At 35.9% G+C, this 14871-nt stretch carries 14 protein-coding genes; 13 read left to right on the top strand and 1 reads right to left on the bottom strand.

Annotation, left to right across the window (positions count from 1 at the left end):
* Position 1 precedes the first annotated feature (1 nt).
* The 9 genes from der to AAA923_RS02605 all read left to right on the top strand — a co-directional run bounded on the left by der (position 2) and on the right by AAA923_RS02605 (position 10446).
* Positions 2 to 1315, top strand: a complete 1314-nt coding sequence (gene der / locus AAA923_RS02645; protein WP_338214408.1) for a ribosome biogenesis GTPase Der — start codon at positions 2 to 4, stop codon at positions 1313 to 1315.
* 186 nt (positions 1316 to 1501) lie between these two features.
* The gene (locus AAA923_RS02640; protein WP_010019909.1) at positions 1502 to 1777 is read left to right on the top strand and encodes an HU family DNA-binding protein; all 276 of its coding nucleotides are present in this window, start codon (positions 1502 to 1504) and stop codon (positions 1775 to 1777) included.
* Between the two features lie 71 nt (positions 1778 to 1848).
* The gene (locus AAA923_RS02635) at positions 1849 to 3096 is read left to right on the top strand and encodes a tetratricopeptide repeat protein (RefSeq protein WP_338214407.1); all 1248 of its coding nucleotides are present in this window, start codon (positions 1849 to 1851) and stop codon (positions 3094 to 3096) included.
* An 866-nt stretch (positions 3097 to 3962) separates the two neighbouring features.
* Positions 3963 to 5384 (top strand): Na+/H+ antiporter NhaC, encoded by a 1422-nt coding sequence (gene nhaC / locus AAA923_RS02630; protein ID WP_338214406.1) that lies wholly within the window; start codon positions 3963 to 3965, stop codon positions 5382 to 5384.
* A gap of 171 nt (positions 5385 to 5555) precedes the next feature.
* On the top strand, positions 5556 to 6833 hold the full coding sequence (locus tag AAA923_RS02625; RefSeq protein WP_338214405.1) for an ABC transporter substrate-binding protein: 1278 nt from the start codon (positions 5556 to 5558) through the stop codon (positions 6831 to 6833).
* On the top strand, positions 6817 to 7701 hold the full coding sequence (locus tag AAA923_RS02620) for a carbohydrate ABC transporter permease (RefSeq protein ID WP_338214404.1): 885 nt from the start codon (positions 6817 to 6819) through the stop codon (positions 7699 to 7701). Before AAA923_RS02625 ends, AAA923_RS02620 begins: the two co-directional genes overlap by 17 nt.
* On the top strand, positions 7694 to 8512 hold the full coding sequence (locus AAA923_RS02615; protein ID WP_338214403.1) for a carbohydrate ABC transporter permease: 819 nt from the start codon (positions 7694 to 7696) through the stop codon (positions 8510 to 8512). The genes AAA923_RS02620 and AAA923_RS02615 overlap by 8 nt, the downstream gene beginning before the upstream one ends.
* Positions 8513 to 8522: 10 nt before the next feature.
* Positions 8523 to 9614 (top strand): ABC transporter ATP-binding protein, encoded by a 1092-nt coding sequence (locus tag AAA923_RS02610; RefSeq protein WP_338214402.1) that lies wholly within the window; start codon positions 8523 to 8525, stop codon positions 9612 to 9614.
* A complete protein-coding gene (locus AAA923_RS02605) occupies positions 9607 to 10446 on the top strand; it encodes a metallophosphoesterase family protein (protein ID WP_338214401.1) in 840 nt (279 codons plus the stop codon). The genes AAA923_RS02610 and AAA923_RS02605 overlap by 8 nt, the downstream gene beginning before the upstream one ends.
* Before the next feature lie 60 nt (positions 10447 to 10506).
* Here AAA923_RS02605 and AAA923_RS02600 read toward each other — a convergent pair whose 3' ends face one another.
* Positions 10507 to 10650, bottom strand: coding sequence for a hypothetical protein (locus AAA923_RS02600; protein ID WP_157492456.1), 144 nt, complete (start codon positions 10648 to 10650; stop codon positions 10507 to 10509).
* 262 nt (positions 10651 to 10912) lie between these two features.
* On the opposite strand from AAA923_RS02600, the gene AAA923_RS02595 reads away from it, so the two are divergent.
* From AAA923_RS02595 to AAA923_RS02580, 4 genes are all read left to right on the top strand, one after another.
* Positions 10913 to 12115, top strand: coding sequence for a CCA tRNA nucleotidyltransferase (locus AAA923_RS02595; protein ID WP_338214400.1), 1203 nt, complete (start codon positions 10913 to 10915; stop codon positions 12113 to 12115).
* Between the two features lie 53 nt (positions 12116 to 12168).
* Positions 12169 to 12633 (top strand): hypothetical protein, encoded by a 465-nt coding sequence (locus AAA923_RS02590; RefSeq protein WP_041501592.1) that lies wholly within the window; start codon positions 12169 to 12171, stop codon positions 12631 to 12633.
* A gap of 70 nt (positions 12634 to 12703) precedes the next feature.
* The gene (locus AAA923_RS02585; protein WP_338214399.1) at positions 12704 to 12877 is read left to right on the top strand and encodes a hypothetical protein; all 174 of its coding nucleotides are present in this window, start codon (positions 12704 to 12706) and stop codon (positions 12875 to 12877) included.
* 82 nt (positions 12878 to 12959) lie between these two features.
* Positions 12960 to 14864 carry an ABC-F family ATP-binding cassette domain-containing protein gene (locus AAA923_RS02580; RefSeq protein WP_338214398.1) on the top strand — a complete coding sequence of 635 codons (1905 nt, stop codon included), beginning with the start codon at positions 12960 to 12962 and terminating at the stop codon, positions 14862 to 14864.
* Positions 14865 to 14871 lie beyond the last annotated feature (7 nt).

Genomic DNA, 14871 nt, shown 5'->3' with positions numbered 1-14871 from the left:
TATGTCTGTTCCAGTAGTTGCGTTAGTAGGACGCCCCAATGTTGGGAAATCTACAATTTTCAATCGAATTATTAATGAAAGATTATCGATTGTTGAAGATACACCAGGTGTAACTCGTGACCGAATTTATTCACGTGCCAGTTGGTTAGGCAAAGAATTCCGATTGATCGATACTGGTGGTATTGAGATGAGCGGCGAAAAGATGTCAGTTCAAATCAAGACTCAAGCAGAGATTGCGATTGATGAGGCCGATGTTATCGTCTTTATCACAAATGGTCAAAATGGTGTTACTAAGGAAGATGAAGATGTTGCAAAAATTCTTTATCGGACAAATAAACCAGTTATTTTAGCTGTCAACAAAGCTGATAACCCTGAACAACGTCAAAATATCTATGACTTCTATGCCTTAGGTTTTGGCGATCCAAACCCAATTTCTGGTGCCCAAGGTACTGGTTTAGGTGATCTTTTGGATTCTATCGTTAAAGCATTTCCAAATGATGATAAGAACGAAGAAGATGATACTGTTAAATTCAGTTTCATTGGTCGCCCTAATGTTGGTAAATCTTCATTAGTTAACGCAATCTTAGGCGATGAACGTGTTATCGTTTCAGATATGCAAGGTACGACTCGTGATGCGATTGATACTAAGTATCATGATGAAAAGCTTGATAAAGACTTTACTATGATCGATACTGCCGGTATCAGAAAACGTGGTAAGGTTTACGAAAATACTGAGAAATACTCTGTCTTGCGTGCTTTAAGTGCGATTGACAAGTCAGATGTTGTCTGTGTTGTTCTAAATGCTGAAGAAGGTATTCGTGAACAAGACAAGCGTGTTGCTGGTTATGCTCATAATGCTGGTAAAGGTGTTATCATCGTCGTTAACAAATGGGATACTTTGAAAAAAGATACCAATACGATGAAGGACTTTGAAAACCAAATAAGAGTTGAGTTCCAATACTTGGCTTATGCTCCAATTCTCTTCACTTCCGCAACTAAGGGTCAACGTCTTGATAAGATTCCTGAACTTGTTTCAAGAGTTTACGATAACCGTGAACGTAGAATTCAATCAGCTATCTTGAACGACTTGTTGTTACGTGCAACTTCAATTGCACCAACACCATTAGTTAATGGTAAAAGATTGAGAATTTATTACATGACTCAAGTAGCAGTCCAACCACCTACTTTTGTTGTTTTCGTTAATGAAACTGAATTGTTGCATTTCTCATACGAAAGATTCTTGAAGAACCAATTGAGAGATACTTTTGACTTTGAGGGAACACCAATTAAGATTTTGCCACGTAAACGAAAATAGGCTAGAATGACGGTATTTTATCCGTTTTTATAAATATATTTATATTTAAGAAGATTTCTACTAAAAAAAACGGTAAATGCTTGTCACGACGGCGTTGCTATGGTATTTTTGTAAATAGAATAATGAACGCATTAATAAAAGTTCATGTGTTCTAAAATTTTTACAATTTTTCGGAGGTATTCACATATGGCAAATAAAGCTGAACTTATTGATAGTGTAGCAAGTAAAACAGGTTTGACAAAGAAGGATGCAACTTCTGCTGTTGACGCTGTTTTCGAAACAATCCAAGAAAACTTATCAGAGGGTAACAAAGTTCAATTAATCGGCTTTGGTAACTTCGAAGTTCGTCAACGTGCTGCTCGTAAGGGTCGCAACCCACAAACTGGCGAAGAAATTAAGATTCCTGCAAGCAAGGTTCCAGCATTCAAACCTGGTAAAGCTTTGAAGGATTCAGTTAAATAGTTAAATATAACTATCGAGAAGGGGCGGTCGGATGACCGTCTTTTTTTACGCAAAAAAATGGAGGTATTAATTTGAGTAAAGCAGATGAAGTTATTCAAACAATTGACGATGGTGACTTTTCCCAAGTTGACAGTTTAATTCAAGATTCACTTTTAGAGGACGATGATCAAACACAATTCTCTTTAGCTGAAACATTGATGAGCCGTGGCCTATCTGTACAAGCTAAGACAATTTATACGCATCTTCTAACCATTTACCCTGATGAAGGTCAAATCCTCTCCAGATTGGCTGAAATTGCCGTTTCTGACGGTGATAGTGACCAAGCCTTGGATTATATTTCTCAAATCATGCCAGATTCGCCTGCTTATGCCGAAAATCTCTTGGTGTCCGCGGATATTTATCAATCACAAGGTCTATATGAGGTAAGTGAACAAAAACTTCTTACTGGTATCCGTGAATACCCCGACGAAGACGTCTTTAAATTTGCTTTGGCCGAAGTTTATTTCGATGAGAATAAATTTGGCAAAGCTTTAACGTATTACGATATGTTGCTTGATATGGGTGTCAAGAATTACTCCGGTATTTCAATCGTCTTTAGAAAGGCTAGTTCACTGGCTGGGGATGGCCAGTATGAAGAGGCCATCAGCGAGTATGAAAAGCTAAATGCCTTGGAATTGAACGAAGATGCTCAGTTCCAATTAGGATTCTTGTATAACCAAGTTAAAAATTATAATAAATCAATCAATATTTTGGAAGAACTATTGGATACTAACCGTGATTATCCAACAGCTTATCCAATTTTGGCTGAGGATTATTTGAATATTAAGAAGACTTCTGACGCATTCAATTATGCACAACTTGGTTTGAACTTGAATGAGCTAGATGATCGTTTGTATTCAATTGCATTTGATGCTGGAACAGCCGAAGATTCAGATGCTGCCATTAAGATTTTGGAAACTGGTATCGAAAAGGTTGAGAATCCATTGCCATTGATTGTTAAACTTAGTGATTATTACGTTACTAAGGGTCAATTCAAGGCTAATTTGGATCTTTTAGCTGACCGCGATGTCAGCAACAATCCTAAGTTGACTTGGAACTTTGCTAAGTCACAATTTGAAACTGATGATGTTAAAGATGCTCAAGAGAACATTCTTGTGGTCTTAGACGACTTTAAAGATAATCTGGACTACTTGTCTGACTTGATTGAAATCTTGCGCAGCACAGGTAATGATGATGTTTTGAAGCCTGCTTTGGCACTTTATCTCAAGCAAGATCCTGATAATGAAGAAATGCAGAATCTATTGGATCAGATTCAATAGGGGCGTCTCCAGAGTTGAGAGTATTCACCTGCTATGCGGACCGGTCCGAGCCAAAATACGGTCTCGAACCTCGGTTTGAAGCCTTGCACAAAACGCAAGTCTCCAAACACGCCCAGTGGTGTAAGAACGGCAAGACTGCCGTCCTAACGCCACACCCACAGCTGGTAAATACTCTCAACTCTTCCGACTAATAAACTTTCTAGGTATATTAAATATGCTGCCATGACATTAAGCGATTGGTCAGTAATAGCTTAAGATACGTTATGCATAATTGTTGATTAAAAAAATTAAATAATTTAAGAAACGTCACCAAGTCTGGAATAAAAGGCATGGTGACGTTTTCTTTTATTGGAAAAATTAAAATAAGATTAATTAATTTTAATTTAACTATTGTATTCTAAAAAAATTCTGCTAGTATTACATACATAAATTGATTTCGCTTTTAACGCAAGTAATAAAACATCTGGGTGTTCAGAGAATTGGCGGTCGGTGCGAGCCATGCAGGATGTTTTTATGAAATACAAAATCGAGATCACGTATCCCACGTTTCGGGAGTAAAGAGCAAATGGACTAGTCTATCCATTTGAATTTTGGGTGGTACCGCGCAAATAAGCGTCCCTGCATATTAACTGCAGGGGCGCTTTTTTTATACTCTTGGGATACGAAGAAGGAGGAAACTTATTATGAAATTTATCGAAAAGCTTAGAATGCAAGCAACTTTTAGTCAAATATTAAATGAAAACGAAGTAAACAGCGCAAAACGAAACTATCTTTATAGACCCTATTGGAGCAAATAATAATGATCAGAAAAAACAAAAATCGGGGAAGTTTATCTCCCCACTAAAGAATAATTAGGGTGAGAAATTATGGAAAAGAAAAATCGTTTAACGTTTTGGGAAAGTTTAATTATTATGTTAGTCATGTTCGGCATGTTGGGAACAATGATGATTGCCTGGAAGATGACTCCGCAGATTCCGATTTTATTAACATTTACATTATTGCTATTTTACGGCCGTTTAAGAGGCTTCTCGTGGAATGAATTGCAAGATGGTATCTCTGAAGGTATTAAACCTGGTATCATTCCAATGATTATTTTTATCATGATTGGTGTTTTGGTTTCAGCCTGGTCAATGTCAGGTGTCATCCCCACAATCATGGTTTACGGTCTAGAGTTATTGAACGTTAGATTCTTTCTTTTCACAGTTTTTGTTAGCTGTTGTTTAGTTGGAGTAATCGTTGGTAGTTCATTTACAACTATCAGTACTTTAGGTATCGTCTTCATGGGAATCGGTCATGTTATGGGTATCAATGTTGCTCTAACAGCTGGTTCAATCGTTTCTGGAGCATTATTTGGAAATAACATGTCACCACTTTCAGGGACAACTAATCTTTCTACTGGTATTGCCGGTGTTGATAATGTCTTTGATCATATCAAAACTATTTCACACACAGCCGTTCCTTCAGCAACTATTACAGCTATTATTTTCTTAGTGTTGGGACACAGCACAGCTAATCCTGATATGAGTTCAGTACACCATATTATCAATGCGTTAAATGCTAATTTCTTCATTTCACCATTGATGTTAATTCCTATTGCAGTTTTAATCTTTTGTGCAATCATGCAAATTCCTGCAATTCCAACTTTGTTAGCTGGCTCAATGACTGCAATCGTCATGCATGTTTTTATCGACCATCCCACAGTTAAAACAATTAGTAATCAAATTATGAATGGCTTCCAATTGAATTCACCTGACAAGAAAATCAATGCAATTGTCAGTGGCGGTGGTATCACAAGTATGTTAAGCAGTATTTCTTTGATTCTAGTTGCTCTAACACTTGGTGGTGTTTTGTTAAAGCTTGGTGTCGTTGACAACTTGATTGGTAAATTGAACAGTCAAGTTAATACACCAGGAAAATTGATTTTAACTTCAATGATCAGTGCTATCAGTGTTAACTTCCTAGTCGGTGAACAATACATTTCAATTATTCTTCCTGGAGCAACATTTAAGGAAAACTTTGAGAAACAAAATATTCGTCCTGAATACCTTTCACGTGTACTTGCTAGTGGTGGTGCCGACATCAATGCCCTAGTTCCATGGGGTGTTACTGGAATCTTTATTTCTGGAGTCCTCGGAGTTAGTCCAGTAGTTTTCATCTCTTGTGCATTCTACGTTTGGATGAACCCATTATTGACTGTGATTTTCGCCTTTGTCTTTGGTAAAAATTACAATAAGGATAAAACAACCAAGTCAGCCGTTGTTGGCGAAGTTACAGAACAATTAAATTAGTGTTGAGGGTCTGAGTGAAACTATCAAAACAGTTCATTCAGATCTTTTTTTGTATCAGACACAATTATTTGTAAAGAATTTATACAAAAACTTTTCATTATCTAAACATTAAATATACTTTTTATACACAGTTTCTCTATATGCTTATTTCTATGAATAGGAGGAATTACTGTGAAAAATAGTAAGCTTAAAAAAGTTTTATTAATGTTGGGGATAATGGCGATGGCAGTTGTTTTTGCCGGTTGTGGTAAGAAAACTTCTGCATCGACCGTTAAACACATTACATATTGGCACGTTAACGCTCAAACTCAAGGGGGAGCTGCGGTTGACGACTTAGTTAAGAAATTTAATGATACACATAAGAATATTAAGGTAACAGCTAAATATAATCCTGATATGTATAAAGGTTTGATGCAAAATTTACAATCAGCTCAAGCCTCAGGTAAGGTTCCTGATATTACTCAAGTAGGTTGGGCTTATGATAATTACTTTGCAAGTAATTTTAAATACATGACACCAACTGATGCTGCCAAGAAATTTGATGGCAATAACAAGTTTATTGACACTAACTTTACTAAGAGAACTCTTTCATTTGCTAAAGATAGTAAGGGTAAATTAGTTGGACTACCTTACTCATTGAGTACTCCAGTATTGTTTATTAATAAAGATATTTTGAGTAAATATGGTATTAAAGAAGAATCATTAGCAACATGGGAAGGTATTAAAGAAGCTTCTAAGAAAATCCATGATCAATCAGGTAAGTATGGACTTTATATCCAAGAACCTGGCGATACATGGGCTCAACAAGGAATTATGTTAAGTCACGGTGCTGACATCCAAAAGGGTGGTAAAGCTGCTTTTGCAAGTGATAACGGTGTTGGAGCTTATAAGTACTATCAAGAAATGGTAACTTCAAAATTAGCTTTACACACTCCTTGGGCTCAAGGGATGGATTCATTCGTTAAGGGTGATGTAGCAATGGCATTTACTACAATCGCTCAAGCATCACATATCAAGAAGAGTGCTAGTTTCAACGCGGCTGCAATCGAAGCACCACATTTCGAAGGTCACAAAACAGTTGTACCAGTTGGTGGTTCAATGCTAGCTATTACTGCACAAGATTCAGAACAACAAAAAGCTGCATGGGAATTTGAAAAGTGGATGTATAAAGCTGACGCTGCCGTTACTTGGAGCAAGGGAACAGGTTACTTACCTCCAACTAAGGTTGCCCTAGAATCATCAGCATTCAAAGATTACGTTAAAGAAAACCCAATGTTAGACCCAGCGGTTAAAACACTAGATAACGCTGTTCCATGGACTTCATTCCCTAAAAAAGGTTTACAAGCTGAACAAGCAATGATCGATGCACGAGATAAAATTTTATCTGGAAGCGATGTCAAGTCTACCTTGGGAACAGCACAGGATAAAATCAATGCGGAACAAAAATAATAAATTTTTACCTTTTTTGTATCTCTTACCAACAGCAATTTTGTTAATCGTTTTTCTAGTCGTGCCAATCTTATATACGTTTTACCTAAGTTTCTTTGATTGGAACCTGATTGCGCCAACAAAAGAATTTGTTGGGATGAGAAACTATCTGGAAGTATTTACTGATCCAGTTAATCAAAAAGTTATCTTGAATACACTAATATATATCGTTTTCTTGGTAGTTTTGAATTTTGTGTTTCCATATTTCATTTCACTAATCGTGAAGTTCTTTATTAATAAGATGCAGGGTGTATACAAAGTCTTGTTCTTCATACCGAGTTTATTCTCATTAGTGGTTGGAGCCATGGTTTTTACCTGGATTTTGAATCCGGTATCAGGACCAGTTGCTTATATATTGAAAAATTTTGGTATTGGAATGCCTAATTGGTCAAATTCAGGTATCTTAGCGATTACAGTGATTTGCTTTATTACTAATTGGAAAGTATTTGGATATAATTTCATTCTCTTATTAACCGGTCTAGGATCAATTCCTAAAAATATCATTGATGCAGCCAAAGTGGATGGAATTCCGAAATGGCGTTTGATTTGGAATGTGATTCTACCAATGAATCGTGGAATCGGAATTTACGTTTTGATTCTAACGATTGTTCAAGGTCTGCAGTATGTGTTCACACCAATCAACGTTATTACTACAGGTGGTCCTTACTATGGTTCGTCAAATATGATTTATCAGACATATTTAAATGCTTTTGTCTTGTATAAAACGGGAACTTCATCAGCTTTAGCAATCGTAACGTTTGTGATTTTCTTGATATTGCTGTTCATTGAGATCCGTTTTGTAGAGAGGAAGGCTAAAAATTATGCTTAAAAAGAAACTTAATTTGTGGCATTTGCTCTTACTTGTGATAATTTTGGGAGCAATCTTCCCAATTCTCTTTATGGTTTCTAATTCATTTAAGACTTTACGTGATTCATACGGAACTATGTTGAATCTGATACCATTACGTCCAACATTTGAAAATTATTTATTGTTGAACAAACAAGTTAATTTATTAGGGCTAACTTGGAATACCTTTATGATGGCAACAATGGTGACAGTCGGAAAGTTATTGACCGGTTTACTGACGGCATATGCTTTCAGAAGCTATCAATTCAAAGGAAAAATGTTAATTTATTTAATCTTTGTCTCGACAATCTTTGTTCCTTTTACCATTGTTATGATTCCTAACTATTTAGTTATTTCTAAGTTGAATCTTCTAAACAATATCGTTGGGGTAGCACTGCCACAGTTATGTGATGCCACCGGAATTATGATTTTCTTAAAGACCATGGAAAAAATTCCGAATAGTTTGATTGATGCAGCTAAAATTGACAATATTCCGAATCGCAAGATCTTCTTCAATATTGTTGTACCTATTTTGAAACCAAGTATTGTCAGTGTTGGTGCAATATTCTTTATCAATTCTTGGAATGAGTACGTCTGGCCAACTTTGATTCTAAAGGATAAGTCTAGTTTCACTCTGCCACTAGCTTTACAGAATTATATTTCGAGTGAAGGTGGAACTAATTTTCCATTAGCAATGGCCCTATCGACGATTATGGTGATTTTGCCATTGATCATCTATTTAATTTTCCAAAAATATATTCTCAATAGCATTAGTAATAGTGGTTTGAAGTAGGAGAAATTTTATGAGCGAGAGCAATGCAACAATTGAATTAAAAGGTATTTCTAAAAGGTTTAAAAAGAATATCATCATTGATGGTTTGGATTTGTTCGTCAATGCCGGTGAATTCTTAGTTTTACTGGGTCCATCAGGCTGTGGTAAATCGACAACTTTACGGATGATTGCTGGTTTAGAAGAACAGAGTTCAGGCGAAGTCTTGATTGATAATTTGAATCGTAATCAGATGAAAGACGATGGCCATATGATTGCTATGGTTTTTCAGGATTATGCGTTGTATCCAAATATGACGGTTTATCAAAACTTGGAATATGCCTTAAAAGTCCATAAAATTCCAGTACAAAAACGTACTGAATTGATTAAAAATGTTTTAGAGACACTCAATTTAGTGAAGTACAAAGACCGTCTACCATCCCAATTGTCCGGTGGTCAGAAGCAACGTGTTGCTGTTGGTCGTGGCATGGTCAAAAAAAGTAAGATTTTTCTTTTGGATGAGCCACTTTCAAATATTGATGTACAGTTACGCGAAAAAGCTCGCGATGAAATTCAAAAGCTGCACGAAACTAATCAACAGACAATCGTTTATGTAACGCATGATCAATTGGAAGCAATGGCTTTGGGTGACCGAATTGCTGTTATGAATCAAGGTATTATTCAGATGATTGATGTACCGGAGAATATCTATAATCAACCCACAAACCTTTTCGTTGCTAAGTTTATTGGTACCCCACAGATCAATATTATTGATGTCGAATTAGAGGATAATCAGTTAACATTAAATGGCACGCCGATTATGCAGACTCAAAAACTTAACTTAGAAGCAAAAGACTACTATCTAGGTGTGAGACCAGAGAACCTACGCTGTTCAAAGACTAGACAAACAAGTTTGAGTCTCGAAGTTAAGATAGAAAATATTATTGATTACGGTCGTTTTGTCCAAATGTTACTTGTGATGGAAAATGGGCAACACTTAAAGGCGGTGGTTAATAATTGTGAGTTTAAAGTTGATGAAAAGATTTTTATTACTTTAGAACAGACGACAAGTCTGCTGTTTGATCCAACAACTGAGAAAAATTTATATTGGGGGAATCATGAGTAAATATAAGATAATTCAAATTACAGATACCCATTTGACTCCAATTGGAGCAGATGTTGCCAATAATCAAAAGATTGATCCATGCGAAAAATTAGATAATATTTTTGTCGATGTTGTTAAGATGCCAGAAAAGCCGGATTTAATTGCTATCACAGGTGATTTGATTCATGAGGGTACGGCAGAGGATTATGATAAACTAGCTCAACTGCTTAATTACTATCGGGGATTACTAAATATTCCGATTCAAGTTATTTTAGGAAATCATGATCGAACTGCTGAATTTTTTGAAGGCTATCTCAAAGAGATACCACGCGAAAAGTACTATTATTTGCTAGAAACACCGGAGATTAATATTTATTTTCTTGATAGCAAATTTTATAATTACGAGCAAGGTTATCTTGGCCAAGAACAATTGGATTGGTTAGGGAATCATCTGAACGAAGATCCAAAGAATTCAATGATCTTCTTACACCATCCGATTGATGGTCCGGCAATTCATCATATGCGATACAGTATTTTGCAAGAGAGTGATCAGTTGATGCAAACAATCAAAGACAGTCCAGTGAAGGCAGTCTTTTCAGGCCACATTCATTTTGAAACTTCATTTGTCAGGGATGGCATCATGATGCATTCAACGGATTCGAGTGCTTATCACATTGATTGTGATGATGAACATAAACACTTGATTTATGATGCAACGTACTATGACATTATTACTATCGATGACGATGGTGAGATTGGTATTGAAACCAGATGTCTCTACGAAGGTCGTGATGTTATCAATTATGTCGATGTTGATGATACTGATTTTGTTGACGAAAGTATTTTTGATTAATTGATATTGGAAACAAAAAAAGTCTGGGCAAATTAATTTGTCCAGACTTTTTTGTTACATTTATTTTTTATCCTTACCAGCAACCATGCTGATTAAAAAGACGATTGAATTGAGTAGAAGCGCAGAGAAAGTTAACCAATCAAGGTTACAAATGGCACCAATCCAAATACCGATAAGTGAGATCAAAAGAATTATATCTACCATATCTAACGAATATCAGAACCCCGATTTTTTTTAAAACGCTTTCTTATCTGATATTCTTTCACATCCTTACTGCCTTTATTATATCTGTCTTTACAAAACCATGCACCGTTCTAAAACAAATAATTGTTAGTTTTCAACGTTTTGGTCATTTTGTCTTATCAATGTCGATAATTATTGGGAATAATTTAGCATGGTTCTAAGATACCTAATAATTGGTATATAATATACAAAGACTTTTATTTTTAAATTGTGAGGTAAACATATGCAAATCAAACAACTTCCTGCGGATTTTATTGAAGCACTACCAGTTTTAGAAGAAATTGAACAAGCCGGTTACGAGGCTTATTTTGTTGGAGGAAGTGTGCGCGATCACATTTTAGGATTACCGATTCACGATGTCGATATTGCCACAAGTGCTTACCCAGAAGAAATTAAAGAAATTTTTAAACGTACTGTCGATACTGGAATCCAACATGGAACGGTCACAGTTTTGATGGGGGATGACTCCTATGAAATTACGACCTTTAGAACAGAATCTGGTTATCAAGATTATCGCCGTCCTGATAAGGTAACATTCGTTAGATCATTGTCAGATGATTTGAAACGACGTGACTTTACTATTAATGCCTTGGCCGTTGACCGTAACGGAAATGTTATTGATCAATTTGACGGTCTGAAAGATCTCGACCAACACATTATTCGTGCTGTCGGTAAAGCTGAAGAACGTTTTCATGAAGATGCATTGAGAATGATGCGTGCGGTGCGTTTTCAAGCTCAATTGAACTTTAAAGTTGAAAAAAATACGGCGCAAGCAATTTCTGATAATGCGCCGCTGTTAGAAAAAATTGCTGTGGAACGTATTCGTGAGGAGTTTGTTAAATTAATGCTTAGCCAATCTTGGCAAAATGGCTTTTCAGATTTCTTAGATCTGGGATTGAGCGAGTATTGTCCAGATTTCAAAGGGAAAAAGATGGAACTGGAAGAATTGTTGGATTCACATGACCAAACTTTTGAAGATGAAGATGCTGCTTGGAGTGCCATTGGTTATGTTTTGAGTTTGAACCATCAAGAATTCAATAAATTGTTGCGTGATTGGAAGGTTTCTAACAAAACTCGTGAAGCCAGTCTCAATACTTTGAATCTCTTACATCTATTTGAAAATCAAGATTATGATTTGTGGAATATATATAAATTAGGTGTTAATAATTTGCCGAGAACCATTCAACTATGCCAGATGTTTTTGATTGAATTTGATTATACAGACTTGCAAAAGCAGGTTGATAATATCTCGATAAAAAACAGTCATGATTTAGCACTTACTGGTAAGGATATCTGTGAAATTTTGGGTGTCAAACCTGGTCCAATTATCGGTAAGTCAATGTCCCAAATTGAGCGTGCTGTCGTGGAAGGAAACGTTTCCAACAATTTCGATGATTTAAGGCATTATTTGTTAAGTAATCAATAATGCTGTGGTATCATGAAAATAGTAAGTATTTTAGGACTTGAAAGGGTGATAATATGACTAAACATGTTTTTAAAGAACTTAAATTTTACTTTAGAAATGATGATACTTGGACAGTTAGCCACAGTGAAATGAGAGATATTTGGATTGCTCGTGTTACAACCAGTTATGGACGTATCCATGGTGGACGTATGCAAGAGATTCACCCATGCAAACGTTTCAGAATTGAAATTTTACCTGATGCTGACTATATCAAGGACACAGATGTTTCAACAGCAGCTATGGCCGATGGTATGTTCAATCGTGTTATTAAATATCAAGATATCGAAAAATGCGACATTGTCTTCGAAGATGATCAAGACAAGGAACCAATGGAAATTTACTTCCCATTCAAACAAAAGGATGTTGAAGGATTGGATAATGCTTATCAATCTTCAGCAATTTCAAGCAAGAATGGTGAACTTTATATTTCAATCGATCCAGAAAATACTGTTTATGACATTTACAAAGAAGATCTTTAATTATTAAAATACGGGATATTAGTTAATTAATCTTAACTAAGTCCCGTATTTTCTTGAATGAGGAGAAAATATGGGAAACCTAAAAATTGGAACGATGGTTACTGTCGTGGATGAAGCCGATGTCATGAAAAAACAAATTGGCGTTGTCGTTTACTTTGATAAAAAGCGCGACAAAATCTTAGTTAGATTTGGTGGTCAACAGCAGTTGTATTACGCACTCAACCAGTTGAAAGAATACCAATAGAATGTGATAATAAGTAAGAGAGAGAAGACATACCTCTATCTACATGGGTAGAGGAATTTTTTATTTATACGTGGTGAAATAATTGAAAACCTTAAACATTTCAAATGCATCAAAATCATTCGGTGACAGAACGCTTTTCACCGACGTAACTTTTACAATTAATGAAGGCGACCGTATCGGTTTACTTGGTCTGAACGGAACTGGGAAGACAACTTTACTTGATGGAATTGTCAATAACAGCGACCTCAATACGATCGATATCGAAAAGCCCAAAGATTTTAAAATTTCATATCTAAAGCAGCAACCAGAATTAGATGAAGATTCAACTGTTATTGATGCTGTCTTTAACGGTAGCGGTGAAAAATTTCAATTGATTCGTCAATATGAAAATTCACTAGCTCAATTCAATATGAATTCAACTGATGAGAAGATTCAAAAAGAATTCTTCAAATTACAGGAAAGAATGAATGCTGCTGAAGCTTGGCAAATGGAATCTGATGTTAAGTCAATTTTGAACAAGCTAGGTATCACTGAATTAGAGAAAAAAATCGGTGAATTATCTGGTGGTCAACAACGTCGTGTCGCTTTAGCCGAAACTTTGATTTCTGAAGCTGACCTATTAATTTTGGACGAACCAACAAACCACTTGGATTACGAGGCAATCGATTGGTTGCAAAGTTATCTAAGCAAGTATAAAGGTTCAGTCTTATTCGTTACTCATGATCGTTATTTCTTAAATGAAGTTGCGACAAGAATTTTTGAATTGGAAAATCGTAACGTTACTGAATATGACGGTAACTATGAGAAATACCTACAACAAAAAGCTGATAATGAAGAAATTTATACATCCGTTCAACATCACAAGACTCAATTGTATAAGCAAGAGTTGAATTGGATGCGTGCTGGTGTTAAAGCCCGTGGAACTAAGCAACAAGCTAGAAAAGACCGCTTTACTGACTTGAAAGAAGACCTCCAAGATAAACCTGACGTTCAAAAAGAAATGTCTATTGACATCGCTCAACAACGTCTGGGTAATGATGTCTTCGATATTAAGAATGCTAGTCTTAAATTTGATAAGCATGTTATTCTAAATAACTTTAGCTATTTAGTTTCTCGTGGAGATCGTATCGGTATTACTGGTGCCAATGGTTCTGGTAAAACAACCTTTTTGAATACGATCGTGCAACAAATTCCGCTTGATTCAGGTGAAATCAAGACTGGTCAAACAGTTAAAATTGGTTATTACACACAACATACGCGTGATATGGATCCGGAAAAACGTGTTATTCGTTATTTGGAATCAATTGGTCAAGGTGTGCAGAATAATGATGGCTCCCATATGTCAGCTTCACAAATGCTAGATACATTTAAGTTTGATCATCAAATGCAGGGTGCCTTTATCAGAGAGCTTTCTGGTGGTGAGAAACGTCGTTTGTACCTATTGGCTATTTTGATGGATCAACCAAATGTTTTGTTACTCGATGAGCCAACTAACAACTTGGATATTGAAACATTGACGATTTTGGAAAATTACCTCGAAAGTTTCAAAGGAACTGTTTTAGCTGTATCCCATGACCGTTATTTCTTGGATAAAGTTGCTGGTAAATTGTTGATTTTTGAAGGACAAGGTGAGATTCAAGAGAGTTATGATTCTTACTCAGGTTACTTACAAAAGGAAACTGAAGCGAAACAAGCTAAACATCATGAAGATAAAGCTCAAAAGCATGAAGAAGTAAAACAACGTGCTGAAGATACTCAAAAGTCTGAACCAAAGAAGAAATTAACTTATGCAGAACAGATAGAATTTGACAAACTTGAGCCAAAAATTGAGAAACTTGACGATGAAATGGCCGAGTTAAAGCAACAATTGAATGATTCATCGAATGATTATGAAAAACTGATGGACTTCCAAAGAGAACTTGACGAAAAGACTGCTGAGTCTGATAAGTTGATGGACCGTTGGGAATACCTAGGTCAATTTATTTAGGAGAATG

Source organism: Companilactobacillus muriivasis (assembly GCF_036246245.1).
In the GTDB taxonomy this organism is placed as follows: domain Bacteria; phylum Bacillota; class Bacilli; order Lactobacillales; family Lactobacillaceae; genus Companilactobacillus; species Companilactobacillus muriivasis.
This window is presented reverse-complemented; position numbering and strand designations above follow the sequence as displayed.